Below are 13,341 nucleotides of genomic sequence, written 5' to 3' on the forward strand. Positions count from 1 at the left end.
GTCAGAAGGTCCCGCCGATGCGGCTCCAGCGTGCCGCGGTGAACCAGGTCCAGGGCTTGATCCATTCGGCCGAGCCATCGGTCGAGAACATCATGACCGCGGCCTTGCCCACCAGGTTGCCCTGCGGGACGATGCCGATGCCCTGGCCTTCGACGGCAGGGAAGCGGCTGTCCATGGAATTGTCGCGGTTGTCGCCCATCAGGAACAGGTGATCCTCGGGCACGATGTAGACGCCGGTATCGTCCTGCGGCGTGGTGCCGAGGTCGAGCACATTGTAGCTCTTGCCGTTTGGCAGCGTCTCGCGGAACTGCGGATAGTGGCAGACCGGCTCGCCGTCCTTGCCCGTCGCTTCGAATTCGGGTCCATAGCAGTCGGTGTTCGGCGAGACTGGCAGGATGAAGTCGTCCACGCGCTGCTTGGGCACCGCCTTGCCATTGATGAAGACCTGGCCGGACTTGATCTGGATCTCGTCACCCGGCAGCCCGATGACGCGCTTGATGTAGTCGACGTCGTTGCCCGGGGGCGCCTTGAAGATGACGACGTCGCCGCGCTCGGGCTGGCTGGCGAAGATGCGGCCCGGGATCAGCGGCAGGCTGAAGGGCAGCGAGTACCTGGAATAGCCGTAGGACCACTTGGTCGCGAATAGGTAATCCCCGGTCAACAGGCGCGGCAGCATGGATTCGCTGGGGATGTTGAACGGCGAAATGATGAAGCTGCGCAGCACCACTACGGCCAGCACCAGCCAGAAAAGAAACGAGAAGAAACCCTCGTCCTTCTTCTCCGCCGCCGCAGGCTTCTTCGCTGTCGAGTCGATGGCCGGCTTGGCGGCGTCGCTATTGGTCTCGCTCATGGGCGGAACCCTTGTTGCGCAAGCTGCGATCCGTCAAGTTCAATCCCGCCTTGCAACCGTCTCATCTCGACGAAGAAGCGTCTTGGCCTTCGCAGCCGCAACATGCATAAGGCCAGCAAGTACACTGTTCAGGAGCAATTTATGAGTGAATCAGCCTGGGAAAAGCTCAGGGGACTGGCCAAGCCGTCGCTGGCTGAGCTCTTTGCAGGCGATCCGGCCCGGCTCGATACTCTGGCGACCCGCTTCGAACTGGGCGAGGACGAGGCGGCGACCACGATCCGTTTCGACTGGTCGAAGACCCATCTCGATGCCGCTCACATGGCCGCTTTCGAGGAACTGGCCGAGGCGATGGATTTCGCCGGTCGCCGCAAGGCCCTGTTCGGCGGCGAGATCGTCAATCCGACCGAAGGCCGTGCCGCCGAGCACACCGCCCAGCGCGGCGTCGGCAAGGAAGAGAGCGTGATGCTCGCGGCCGAGAACCATCATCGCATGGCTGCGATCGTCGAAGCGATCCACCGCGGCGCGATGGGTGAGGTCAAACACCTGATTCACATCGGCATCGGCGGTTCGGCGCTCGGACCGGCGCTCGCGGTCGATGCACTGGCGCGTGACGGTGCGATGGTCGATGTGCACGTCGTATCGAACATCGACGGCTGCGCGATGGAAGAGGCCTTCAAGGGCTGCGATCCGGCCAAGACGATGCTGGCGGTCGCGTCCAAGACGTTCACCACCATCGAGACGATGACCAATGCCGAAAGCGCCATCGAGTGGCTGCGCGAGAATGGCGTCGAGGATCCGTACGGCAGGGTCGTCGCGCTGACCGCTTCGCCGGAAAAGGCGATGGAATGGGGCGTCGACGAGACGCGCATCCTGCCCTTCTCGGAAAGCGTGGGCGGCCGCTACTCGCTATGGTCCTCGATCGGATTCCCGGTGGCGATGGCGCTGGGCTGGCCCGATTTCGCCGAGTTCCTGGCCGGGGCCGCGGCGATGGACGAGCATTTCCGCGACACTGACGGAAGCGCCAACCTGCCGCTGCGCGCGGCATTTGCCGACCAGTACTACACGCGCCTGCGCGGTTGCCAGACGCGCGCCGTGTTCGCCTATGACGAACGGCTGGCGTTGCTGCCCGACTACCTCCAGCAGCTCGAGATGGAATCGAACGGCAAGAGCGTGAAGGCAGACGGCAGCGCGGTCGATGGCCCGACCGCGCCGATCACCTGGGGCGGGGTGGGCACCGACGCGCAGCACGCGGTGTTCCAGCTCCTCCACCAGGGCACGAACCTCGTTCCGGTGGACTTCATCGCCTCGATCGCGCCGGGCCATGACCTGAGCCTCGATCATCACCGCATCCTCCTGTCGAACTGCTTCGCGCAAGGCGCGGCGCTGATGGCGGGCAAGGAAAGCGACGATCCGGCCCGCGCCTATCCGGGCGACCGCCCTTCGGCGACGATCCTGCTCGACGAAGTGAGCCCGGCCACATTCGGCGCGCTGATCGCGTTCCACGAGCATCGCACTTTCGCCAATGCGGTGCTGATGGGTATCAATCCCTTCGACCAGTTCGGTGTCGAACTGGGCAAGGAAATCGCCAAGCAGATCGAGAAGGGCGGCACCAAGTTCGATCCTTCGACCGAGGCGCTGCTGGAACTGGCCGGAATCAGCTGAGGCCGCTTCGGGGCCTTTTCGGCCCTGAAATGACCGAGTGGCAATTTCAGTATTCGGCAAGAATTAACCCTGTAAGGTCGGCCGCGATCGGTGATTGCGGCCCGCCTTTTTTCCGGATGCGCGGCGAAGGCATGCGGGCCTGCATGGGCAGGGGGACAAGGCCATGGCGAGGCCTTCGCGAGTGGTACGTGATGCGGTCATGGCGAGTGTCCTCGCAATGGCCCTGGCAGGTTGCGGCGGCGGCGGCAGCGGGAGCGTCAATTCGACGCCGAGCCCGGCGCCCAGTCCGACTCCCGGCCCCACACCAAGCCCGACACCTACGCCCACACCTACGCCCACACCTACGCCCACTCCTACGCCGACTCCGGTGCCTACCGGCTACGTCATCACGCCCGAGAGCCAGCAGCCCCGGCGATCGGTGCAGGACGATGCCGAATATCGGAACAACTACGTCTCGTTCGAGTACGTCAATGCGCTCTATGCGCTCGACAACGGATGGACGGGGCAGGGCGTGAAGGTTGCCGTGCTCGATGACGGCGTGAAGGAAGTGTCCGAACTTCAGGGCAAGATTTCCAGCCTCAGCCGCGATTACGGCACGGTCACCGAAAACGGCGTAACCACGCAGCGCAATGTCATCGGTGACGACTATTCCGACCATGGCACGATGGTCGCGGGCGTGATTGCCGCACGCAACAACGGCACCGGCGTGCAGGGCATTGCACCAGGCGCCGAAATCGTCGCCCTGCGCATCAGCGAGATCGATCTGGACACCACCGATCCCGACGCGCAGGAGACCCTGGGCATAGGAATCTCGCAGGCCATGGCCTATGCCGGGGACAACGGCATCAAGGTCGTCAATGCCTCGATCGCCAAGATCGATCCGGCAGTGGCGAGCCCGACCTGGGCGCAGATGGTGGCGCGCTACCAGACGACCGGGGGACTCTTCGTCAATGCTGCCGGCAATGACAGCGCGGCCAATGTCGACGGCTACCTCGACCTCAATTCCAGCAATTCGCGAAGCTGGCTGTTCGTCGTCGCGCTGGAGGGCACGCAGACCAGCTACGAACTTACCGATTATTCGAATCAGTGCGGCACGAAGGCGATGAACAATTGCGTCGCAGCCATGGGCACGAATGCAACGCAATATACCGATGGCTCGCTCGTCCTGTTCAGCGGGACGAGCTCGGCAACACCGCAGGTCAGTGGTCTTGCCGCCCTGATCCTGAGCAAGTGGCCCCAGCTGACCGGCGTCGAGGCCGGGGAAGTTATCGTCAACACCGCCCGCGACATCGGTGCGCCGGGCGTGGACCCGGTCTTCGGGCATGGCCTGATCGACGCGAAGGCTGCGCTTTCGCCGGTCGATCCAACCTTGTCCAACGGCGTGACCCAGACATCGCTGACAAGTTCCAGCCTCGTCGTTCCCACTGCGGTCGGCGCTGCCGGGCTCAAGGCACGGGCGCTGGGCAATGTGACGGTGCTGGATGCGTACGGACGGGATTTTACCGGCGACCTGTCGGGCCTCGTCGCGCAGCCTGGCGTTGACCGCTTCTCGATAGAGCGGCGGATGCGGGTGCAGGCCAACGCCGGAAGCGCGCGGCTGGCGACCCGCGATCTCGATGCCAGCGCGGGCTTCACCCGCTTGCGGGTCGGGCCGGGTGAGGATGAAGTGCGCACGATGCTGACCAACGGCCATATCGCCTGGCGAAGCGGCAAGACGTGGTTCAGCGCCTCGCTGAATTCCAGCGACAGCGTTTCGAGCGAATTCATGGGCCTCGCGCCGAGTTCCGACGCGGTCTTTGCCTATTCTCCGGTCGCCGATCTGGCGGTTACTGCGGAACGTCCCCTCGCCGGGGGACGCCTTGGCGTGTCGGTGGTGGGTGGCCGCGCCGATTACGGTGCGGCCAATGGTGCGCTCATTTCCTGGCGCAAGGGAGGAACCGGTCTCAAGGCGGGGCTGCTCGACGAGCAGGGAACCGTCTTCGGCACGCCGACCGGAAGCGGCGCGCTGCGCTTTGGCGACGGCGCTCGAACGGCTTTCCTCGAAGTCGCGCAGTCCGCGCAGCTGGGGTCCTGGAGGCTCTCGGGCTATGCCAGCCTTGGAGCAACCAGGCTGAAGCTGGCCGACGACATGCTGCTGACCGATGCCGGGACATTCCTTACCAGTCGTTTCGCAGTCTCGATGAGCCGGTCGGCTTTCGGCGGGACGCTTCGGCTTGGGCTTGCCCAGCCCCTGACAGTCGTTTCGGGCGAGGGGACCTACACCATCGGCTCGGGTTATGACCTTGCCACCCGTTCGCTGTTGTTCACCGACCGCCGCGTCGACTTTGCAGGAGCGATCGATCCACTGCTGACCGTGGGTTTCGAGAAGGGCGGGCCGCGCTCGCTGCTGCGCATGGGTATGGCAAGTACTGCCGATGTGCGGGATTTGCGGGCGCTGGGAACCTGGCGACTGGTCCTGAACTGACCGCTGCCCCGGCTCCGCGAGCCAGGGCAGGACGGGATTAAAAACTCCGCGATTGTGCTCAGGCGGTTGGCAATCGCGGTTTCGATGCCCCATATGCGCCCCGACCAGTCCAATGGCGCAGGCCGGGAGCATGTGAATGTCCGAGTACGATTACGACCTTTTCACCATCGGCGCCGGTTCGGGCGGCGTGCGCGCCAGCCGCGTTGCGGCTGCGCACGGTGCGCGGGTGGCCGTAGCCGAGGAATTCAGGGTTGGCGGGACATGCGTGATCCGCGGCTGCGTGCCCAAGAAGATGCTCGTCTACGGCGCCCATTTCGCCGAGGACCTGGAAGATGCCAAGCACTTCGGCTGGGACATTCCCGAGGCCAAGTTCGACTGGGTCAAGCTGCGTGACAACGTGCTCAACGACGTAGACCGCCTCAATGGCCTATACACGCAGACGCTTACCAGTCACGAAGTGGAGATCTTCCACGAGCGGGCGAGGATCACCGGTCCGCACGAGATTACCTTGTCGAGCGGCGAGAAGAAGACGGCCAAGGTCATCCTCATCGCGACGGGCGCGCGGCCGCATGTGCCCTCATGCCCCGGGCATGAGCTGGGCATCACTTCGAACGAGGCCTTCCACCTCGATGCGATACCCGGCCGCGTGCTGATTGCCGGTGCGGGCTATATCGCCAACGAGTTCGCGGGGATCTTCAACGAGTTCGGCGCCAAGGTGACGCTGATGAATCGCTCCGACCAGCTTCTTCGCGGATACGATGAAAGCGTGCGCGACCGCCTGCTACAGATCTCGCTCACCAAGGGTATCGAATTCCGCTTCAATGCACAGTTCGAGAAGATCGAGCAGAACGAGGACGGCTCGCTCAAGGTCTCGATGAGTAACCACGATCCCATGGACGTCGATTGCGTCCTGTTCGCTACCGGCCGCGTGCCCAACGTCGAGGGGCTTGGCCTCGAAGACGTCGGTGTGGAAGTCGACGACAAGGGGGCGATCAAGGTCGACGAGTATTCGCAGACCAGCGTCGATCACATCTACGCCGTGGGCGACGTGACGAACCGCGTTCAACTTACCCCGGTCGCCATCCGCGAAGGACAGGCCTTTGCCGATACGGTCTTCGGCGACAAGCCGACGACGGTCGACTACAGCTGCATTCCCTCGGCCGTTTTCAGCCATCCGCCGATCGCAGGCGTGGGCATGACCGAGGGAGAGGCGAACCGGACGCTGGGCTCGGTGCGGGTCTATACCAGCGACTTCCGGCCGATGAAGAATGTGGTCGCGCATCGCAACGAGCGCTCGCTCTACAAGATGATCTGCGACGCCGAGACGGACCGCGTCGTGGGTCTGCACATGATCGGGCCCGAGGCGCCCGAAATCATGCAGGCCGCCGCCATTGCGGTGAAGGCAGGGCTGACCAAGGCCGACTTCGACGCAACGGTCGCGGTGCACCCGACGATGTCCGAGGAACTGGTCCTGCTCAAGTGACCCGGGCGCACGCTTGCGCTCAGGCGGGGGTTGAATGACAGCCTGAGGGGTCTATGCCCCCTCGCATGCGTGTTTTCCGATGGTTGCCCGCGAGTCTTCTCGCGGTGCTTTCGACCCCTGCGCTGGCCCATGGCGGGCACGTCCACGCCGATGCCAGCCCCTGGACACTCTGGCAGTTGTCGCCCGAGATCATTGTCGGTCTCGTGGTCGTTGCCCTGATCTACTGGAAAGGCAGCCGGCACGGCCTCGTTGCCGAGCGATGGCGGCTCGTGGCGTTCAACGGCGGGCTGCTCGCCTTGTTCGTGGCGCTGATCTCTCCGGTCGAGCGGCTGGCAGATCACATCTTCGCGGTCCATCAGGTCGAGCACATGCTGCTGCGCACGGTGGCGCCGATGCTCATCTTCCTGGCGCGCCCGCAGGCAGCGCTGGTGCGCGGGCTGCCCAGGGGCGTTAGCCGGTTCTTCGCGGGTTCCGGGCCCTTGCGTGGCCTCGTCGAATTCCTGCGCATCCCGTTCGTGGCGACGGTCCTGTTTCTCGCGGCCAGCCTGTTCTGGATGTTGCCCCACTGGCACGATCTCGCGATTCTCGACGAGCCGATCCATTACATGTGGCACATCAGCCTGCTGGTGACCGGACTGAACTTCTTCTCGGTCATCTTTGACCGGCGCGCCGCGCCGCAGGGGCCGGGGCTGGGCGCGCGGCTTGCGATGTTCGTCTTCGCGGCGCTGGGCAATATCGTGCTGGGCGCATTCCTGACGTTCAAGACGATTCCGCTCTACGACGCCTACCTGGCGCTGGGACACATGTGGCATGTCTCGATGCTCACCGACGAGCAGACCGGCGGCATCATCATGTGGATCCCTGGCACGATGATGTTCGCGATTTCGGCGCTCGTGGTGATCCACCGCTGGGGCAGCGAGGAGGAGCGGCTGGTGTCGCGCCGGATGCGGACGGGACGCGAACTGACCGCCGAGCGAGGACCGGCCAATCGCGCCCTCGCGATCGGTCTGGCGGGCTTCGCGCTGCTCATGCTGGCGGTCACCGTCAGCGTGGTCGCCGTGATCGATCACCCGCACGACAAGGCCCGCGATTTCGGTCTTTCCGGAAAGATCCCCGGCTAAGCGAAAGTTGCGCAGCCAATCCTTTCAGTATTTGGAATATGGCGGTTTCCGAGGCGGCATTGGTTTAATCGTACGATTAAAAACTATTGACCTGAGGCTCGCAACCTGCCTTAGGCACGGACACGAGAACAAGCTGAAACCTCTTCGGATAAGGGAAGCCGAATGTCCGCAAATATTGCCGAAATGGAGAAGCGCCGCGCCGCAGCCAGAATGGGCGGTGGCCAGAAGCGTATCGATGCTCAGCACGCCAAGGGTAAGCTGACTGCACGTGAGCGTCTGGAAGTTCTGCTAGACGAGGGCAGCTTCGAGGAACTCGATCTCTACGTCGAGCATGACTGCGTCGACTTCGGCATGCAGGAGCAGCGGATCCCCAGTGACGGCGTTGTGACCGGTTCGGGCACGATCAACGGTCGTCTGGTTTACGTGTTCAGCCAGGACTTTACCGTCTTTGGCGGTTCGCTCTCGAACCGTCATGCGCAGAAGATCTGCAAGGTGCTGGACAACGCGATGAAGGTCGGCGCCCCGGTGATCGGGCTCAACGACTCCGGCGGCGCGCGTATCCAGGAAGGCGTGGCATCGCTTGCAGGCTATGCCGACGTTTTCCAGCGCAACGTGTTGGCCTCGGGCGTGATCCCGCAGCTTTCGCTGATCATGGGGCCCTGCGCCGGCGGCGCGGTCTATTCGCCGGCGATGACCGACTTCATCTTCATGGTGAAGGACAGCTCCTATATGTTCGTCACCGGTCCGGACGTCGTGAAGACGGTGACGAACGAGGTCGTCACCCAGGAAGAACTCGGCGGCGCGATCACGCATTCCAGCAAGACCTCGGTCTCCGACCTTGCGCTGGAGAACGATGTCGAGGCGCTGCTGGCCGCCCGCGACTTCTTCGACTTCCTGCCGCTGTCCAATCGCGAAGACGTGCCGGAACGCCCCAGCGCCGATCCGTGGGACCGTATTGAGGAAAGCCTCGACACGATCATTCCTCCCAATGCCAACCAGCCCTATGACATGCACGAAGTCATCAGGAAGACGGTGGACGAAGGCGAGTTCTTCGAGATCCAGCCGATGCACGCGGCGAACATCATCTGCGGTTTCGGCCGTGTCGAGGGCAAGACGGTGGGCATCGTCGCCAACCAGCCCATGGTTCTGGCCGGCGTGCTCGACATCAACTCGTCGAAGAAGGCCGCGCGTTTCGTGCGCTTCTGCGATGCGTTCAACATCCCGATCATCACCTTCGTCGACGTTCCCGGCTTCCTCCCGGGCACCGACCAGGAACACAACGGCATCATCAAGCACGGTGCGAAGCTGCTGTTCGCTTACGGCGAAGCCACCGTGCCCAAGATCACCGTGATTACCCGCAAGGCCTATGGCGGCGCTTATGACGTCATGGCCTCCAAGCACCTTCGCGGCGACCTCAACTACGCCTGGCCGACCGCCGAAATCGCGGTCATGGGCGCCAAGGGCGCGGTCGAGATCATCTTCCGCGGCCGCGACGCCGATGGCATGGCAGCAGCCACCAAGGAATACGAGGATCGCTTCGCCAACCCGTTCGTGGCCGCCAGCCGCGGGTACATCGACGAAGTGATCTACCCGCACTCGACCCGTCGCCGCATCGCCCTGGGCCTGCGCAAGCTGCGCAACAAGCAGCTCGAGAACCCCTGGAAGAAGCACGACAACATCCCATTGTAATCCGGAATGGGCGGGACGACATTGCCTCCGGGCGTCGTCCCCGCCGATCCGGAACTGATCGCTGACTGCCCTCTTGGTCTTCGCTTCGACAAGCGCGGGACGGAAACGCCAGAGACGGCATTTGGATCAAGTTGGGCAGGTGCAGGTCTCGGCAAGAGGATCGCCCCCCGGTTCGCAGGTAAAGGTAAAGACCATGGAAGACATCTACATCCTCAGCGGCGCGCGCACGGCCATCGGTTCCTTCGGTGGCTCGCTGGCCTCGCTCCGTCCGGCGGAGCTTGGCGCCATCGTCATGGAAGAGGCGATCAGGCGTTCGGGGATCAGCGCTTTGGACATCCAGAACGTGGTCGTCGGCAATGTCGTGCCGAGCCAACCCAAGGATGCCTACATCTCGCGCGTTGCCTCGGTGAACGCCGGCGTCCCGGTTTCCTCGCAGGCCATGAACGTCAACCGCTTGTGCGGTTCGGGCCTCCAGGCTATCGTTTCGGCTGCGCAGGCCATTGCCCTTGGCGAGCATGACTTCGCTATCGGCGCCGGTGCGGAATCGATGTCGAATGCCCCGCACATGACCAGCTCCGCCCGCAACGGCGTGCGCATGGGCAATGTCGTGTTCGAGGACGCGATGCTCGGCGCGCTGCACGATCCCTTCGAGGGCATCCACATGGGCGTGACCGCGGAGAACATCGCGTCGCAGTGCCAGATCAGCCGCGAGGAGCAGGACGCCCTGGCCGTCGAGAGCCACAAGCGCGCCGCCAAGGCAATCGCCGAGGGCCACTTCAAGGACCAGATCGTCCCGGTAGAGATCAAGTCGCGCAAGGGCACCAAGGTGTTCGACACCGACGAGCACGTCCGCGCCGATGCCTCCCTGGAAGGCATGGCCAGCCTCAAGGCGGTGTTCCGGAAGGACGGCACGGTCACGGCCGGCAATGCCTCGGGACTCAACGACGGCGCCGGCGCAGTCGTTCTCGCCAGCGGCAAGGCGGTTGCTGCCAAGGGTCTCAAGCCCCTCGCCAGGATCCTCGCCTGGGGCCATGCCGGAGTCGAGCCCAGCGTGATGGGCCTGGGTCCGGTCAAGGCGGTTCCCATCGCGATTGAGCGTGCGGGCCTCAGCCTCGATCAGATCGACGTGATCGAGAGCAACGAGGCATTCGCTGCGCAGGCTTGCGGCGTCGCCAAGCAGCTAGGTTTGGACCCGGCCAAGACCAACCCCAACGGTTCGGGCATTTCGCTGGGTCACCCTATCGGCGCGACCGGCGCGATCCTGACGATCAAGACGATCTACGAACTCAAGCGCACGGGGGGCAAGTACGGCCTCATATCCATGTGCATCGGCGGCGGTCAGGGCATCGCCATGGTCATCGAAAACGTGGAGGATTGATCCCATGAAGCTTGGCCGCATGAACCACATCGGTGTCGCGACGCCGGATCTCGATGCCTCGATCGCCTTCTACCGCGATGTCATGGGCGCTACCGACATTACCGAGCCTTTCGTGCTCGACAGCCAGAAGGTGCGCGTCTGCTTCGTCAACACGCCGGGCGAGAACGGGACCGCGGGCACGCAGGTCGAGCTTCTGCAACCGACCGAGGCAGACTCGCCGGTGGGCAAGTGGCTCGAGAAGAACCCGCTCGGGGGCCAGCATCACATTTGCTATGAAGTGCCCGATATCCAGGAGGCGAAGGCCTGGTTCGAAGGGCAGGGCAAGCGGGTGCTGGGCGAGCCGCGCATCGGCGCCCACGGAACGCTGATCTTCTTCGTCCATCCCAAGGACATGGGCGGTCAGCTCACTGAAATCATGGAGACGCCCAAGGAGGCGCATTGAGGAACGAGGTGTCCCGGGTCTGACCCGGGGCCGCTGGCCGGGCGGTTCGGCCTGTGAATGCCAGCGATCCCGGGTCGTACCGGGAGGAAAATATACGAGGGAAACGGGAAATGGCTGACATCAACGACTGGAAGGCAGCGGCGGACAAGGAGGTCAAGGGCAAGGACCTGACCTGGCAGACGCCCGAGGGCATCGCGGTCAAGCCGCTATACACCGCCGAGGACGTCAAGACCGATCCGGGCCTGCCCGGCTTTGCGCCCTTCACTCGCGGGGTCAAGGCCTCGATGTACGCTGGCCGTCCCTGGACGATCCGCCAATATGCCGGTTTCTCGACCGCCGAGGAATCCAACGCCTTCTATCGCCGCAACCTTGCGGCGGGCCAGAAGGGCCTGTCGGTCGCCTTCGACCTTGCCACCCACCGCGGCTACGATTCCGATCACCCGCGCGTCGTTGGTGACGTTGGCATGGCAGGCGTCGCCATCGACTCGGTGGAAGACATGAAGATTCTCTTCGACGGCATTCCGCTCGACCAGATGTCGGTCTCGATGACCATGAACGGCGCCGTGATCCCCATCCTCGCCTTCTTCATCGTCGCCGGCGAAGAGCAGGGCGTTCCCACCGAACAGCTTTCCGGGACCATCCAGAACGACATCCTCAAGGAGTTCATGGTCCGCAACACCTATATCTATCCGCCCGAACCCTCGATGCGGATCATTTCGGACATCTTCGCCTACACGGCGGACCACATGCCGAAGTTCAACTCGATCTCGATTTCCGGCTACCACATGCAGGAAGCCGGGGCGACGCAGGTGCAGGAACTGGCCTTCACCATCGCCGACGGCATGGAATACGTGAAGTACGGCGTGGCCTCGGGCCTCGACATCGACAAGTTCGCCGGCCGCCTCTCGTTCTTCTTCGCGATCGGCATGAACTTCTTCATGGAGATCGCCAAGCTGCGCGCCGCGCGCACGCTGTGGTATCGCGCGATGACCGAGCTCGGCGCGAAATCCGAACGCTCCAAGATGCTGCGCACTCACTGCCAGACCTCGGGCGTCTCGCTGCAGGAGCAGGATCCCTACAACAACGTCATGCGCACCACGATCGAGGCGATGGCCGCGATGCTGGGCGGCACCCAGTCGCTGCACACCAATGCCCTCGACGAGGCGATTGCGCTGCCGACCGACTTCTCGGCCCGCATCGCGCGCAACACCCAGATCGTCATCCAGGAAGAGACCGGCATGTGCAATGTCGTCGATCCGCTGGGCGGTTCCTACTACATCGAGGCACTGACGCAGGAACTGGTCGACAAGGCCTGGGAGATCATCGAGCGCGTCGAGAGCGAAGGCGGCATGGCCAAGGCGGTTGCCGCCGGCTGGCCCAAGGCGATGATCGAGGAAGCCGCTGCCGGTCGCCAGGCACGCGTCGACAAGGGCGATGACGTGATCGTCGGCGTGAACAAGTATCGCCGCGACCAGGAAGACGCGATCGAGACGCTGGAAGTGGACAACCACAAGGTCCGCGAAGCGCAGATCGCCCGCATCAAGCGCGCCCGCGAAAGCCGCGACGAAGCGGCCTGCCAGGCAGCGCTCAAGGCGATCACCGAAGGTGCGAAGGGCAAGGGTAACCTGCTCGCGCTGGCAGTTGAGGCCGCGCGCCACCGCGCGACCCTGGGCGAGATCTCGGACGCGATGGAAGCCGTCTTCGGCCGTCACGGCACGTTCCCCACCCCGGTCAAGGGCGTCTACGGTTCGGCCTATGCCGGCGACAATCGCTACCAGCAGGTGATCGACGGCGTGGAAGCGGTTACCCGCCGCCTCGGCCGCAAGCCGAAGATGTTCGTCGCCAAGATGGGCCAGGACGGCCATGACCGCGGCGCCAACGTGATCGCCTCGGCCTTCACCGACATGGGCTTCGAGGTCGTCTCCGGCCCGCTGTTCCAGACGCCGGAAGAAGCCTGCCAGATGGCGCTGGAAAACGGCGTCGACGCGGTCGGTGCCTCGTCGCTGGCTGCCGGTCACAAGACGCTGATCCCCGAACTGATCGGCCACCTGCGCAATGCCGGGCGGGCCGACATCAAGGTCGTCGCGGGCGGCGTTATCCCGCCCCAGGACTACGACTTCCTCAAGAAGGCGGGTGTTCAGGGCATCTACGGTCCCGGTTCGAACGTGGTCGAGTGCGCCGCCGATGTTCTGCGCCTCCTGGGCCACAACATGCCGCCCGCCGGCAGCGAACTGCAAGCGGCCGAGTAAGGC

At 64.0% G+C, this 13,341-nt stretch carries 9 protein-coding genes; 8 read left to right on the top strand and 1 reads right to left on the bottom strand.

The window, feature by feature from the left end; all coding sequences use genetic code 11:
* Window position 1: 1 nt before the first annotated feature.
* The gene (lepB, locus tag JI59_RS01615) at window positions 2-850 is read right to left on the bottom strand and encodes a signal peptidase I (protein WP_007014851.1); all 849 of its coding nucleotides are present in this window, start codon (window positions 848-850) and stop codon (window positions 2-4) included.
* A gap of 141 nt (window positions 851-991) precedes the next feature.
* On the opposite strand from lepB, the gene pgi reads away from it, so the two are divergent.
* The 8 genes from pgi to scpA all read left to right on the top strand — a co-directional run bounded on the left by pgi (window position 992) and on the right by scpA (window position 13,338).
* On the top strand, window positions 992-2,512 hold the full coding sequence (pgi, locus tag JI59_RS01620; protein ID WP_038575367.1) for a glucose-6-phosphate isomerase: 1,521 nt from the start codon (window positions 992-994) through the stop codon (window positions 2,510-2,512).
* A gap of 199 nt (window positions 2,513-2,711) precedes the next feature.
* Window positions 2,712-4,976 carry a S8 family peptidase gene (locus JI59_RS01625; protein WP_239000583.1) on the top strand — a complete coding sequence of 755 codons (2,265 nt, stop codon included), beginning with the start codon at window positions 2,712-2,714 and terminating at the stop codon, window positions 4,974-4,976.
* A 136-nt stretch (window positions 4,977-5,112) separates the two neighbouring features.
* Window positions 5,113-6,459, top strand: coding sequence for a glutathione-disulfide reductase (gene gor, locus JI59_RS01630; protein WP_007014854.1), 1,347 nt, complete (start codon window positions 5,113-5,115; stop codon window positions 6,457-6,459).
* A 65-nt stretch (window positions 6,460-6,524) separates the two neighbouring features.
* Window positions 6,525-7,580 (top strand): cytochrome c oxidase assembly protein, encoded by a 1,056-nt coding sequence (locus JI59_RS01635; protein ID WP_052117815.1) that lies wholly within the window; start codon window positions 6,525-6,527, stop codon window positions 7,578-7,580.
* 162 nt (window positions 7,581-7,742) lie between these two features.
* Entirely contained in the window at window positions 7,743-9,269 is a 1,527-nt protein-coding gene (locus JI59_RS01640) for an acyl-CoA carboxylase subunit beta (protein WP_007014856.1), read from the top strand.
* A gap of 193 nt (window positions 9,270-9,462) precedes the next feature.
* Window positions 9,463-10,647, top strand: a complete 1,185-nt coding sequence (locus JI59_RS01645; protein ID WP_007014857.1) for an acetyl-CoA C-acyltransferase family protein — start codon at window positions 9,463-9,465, stop codon at window positions 10,645-10,647.
* Between the two features lie 4 nt (window positions 10,648-10,651).
* Window positions 10,652-11,089: a methylmalonyl-CoA epimerase gene (gene mce, locus JI59_RS01650; RefSeq protein WP_007014858.1), complete on the top strand. Its 438-nt coding sequence runs from the start codon at window positions 10,652-10,654 to the stop codon at window positions 11,087-11,089.
* A 110-nt stretch (window positions 11,090-11,199) separates the two neighbouring features.
* Window positions 11,200-13,338, top strand: coding sequence for a methylmalonyl-CoA mutase (gene scpA, locus JI59_RS01655; RefSeq protein WP_007014859.1), 2,139 nt, complete (start codon window positions 11,200-11,202; stop codon window positions 13,336-13,338).
* Window positions 13,339-13,341 lie beyond the last annotated feature (3 nt).

It is taken from the genome of Novosphingobium pentaromativorans US6-1, from assembly GCF_000767465.1.
Lineage (GTDB): Bacteria > Pseudomonadota > Alphaproteobacteria > Sphingomonadales > Sphingomonadaceae > Novosphingobium > Novosphingobium pentaromativorans.

Bases quoted from the DNA above. Each gene is read 5' to 3' on its own strand.
- JI59_RS01625 (WP_239000583.1), top strand. From the start codon at position 2,712: ATGGCGAGTGTCCTCGCAATGGCCCTGGCAGGTTGCGGCGGCGGCGGC.
- lepB (WP_007014851.1), bottom strand. From the start codon at position 850: ATGAGCGAGACCAATAGCGACGCCGCCAAGCCGGCCATCGACTCGACA.
- JI59_RS01645 (WP_007014857.1), top strand. From the start codon at position 9,463: ATGGAAGACATCTACATCCTCAGCGGCGCGCGCACGGCCATCGGTTCC.
- JI59_RS01635 (WP_052117815.1), top strand. From the start codon at position 6,525: ATGCGTGTTTTCCGATGGTTGCCCGCGAGTCTTCTCGCGGTGCTTTCG.
- JI59_RS01640 (WP_007014856.1), top strand. From the start codon at position 7,743: ATGTCCGCAAATATTGCCGAAATGGAGAAGCGCCGCGCCGCAGCCAGA.
- mce (WP_007014858.1), top strand. From the start codon at position 10,652: ATGAAGCTTGGCCGCATGAACCACATCGGTGTCGCGACGCCGGATCTC.
- pgi (WP_038575367.1), top strand. From the start codon at position 992: ATGAGTGAATCAGCCTGGGAAAAGCTCAGGGGACTGGCCAAGCCGTCG.
- scpA (WP_007014859.1), top strand. From the start codon at position 11,200: ATGGCTGACATCAACGACTGGAAGGCAGCGGCGGACAAGGAGGTCAAG.
- gor (WP_007014854.1), top strand. From the start codon at position 5,113: ATGTCCGAGTACGATTACGACCTTTTCACCATCGGCGCCGGTTCGGGC.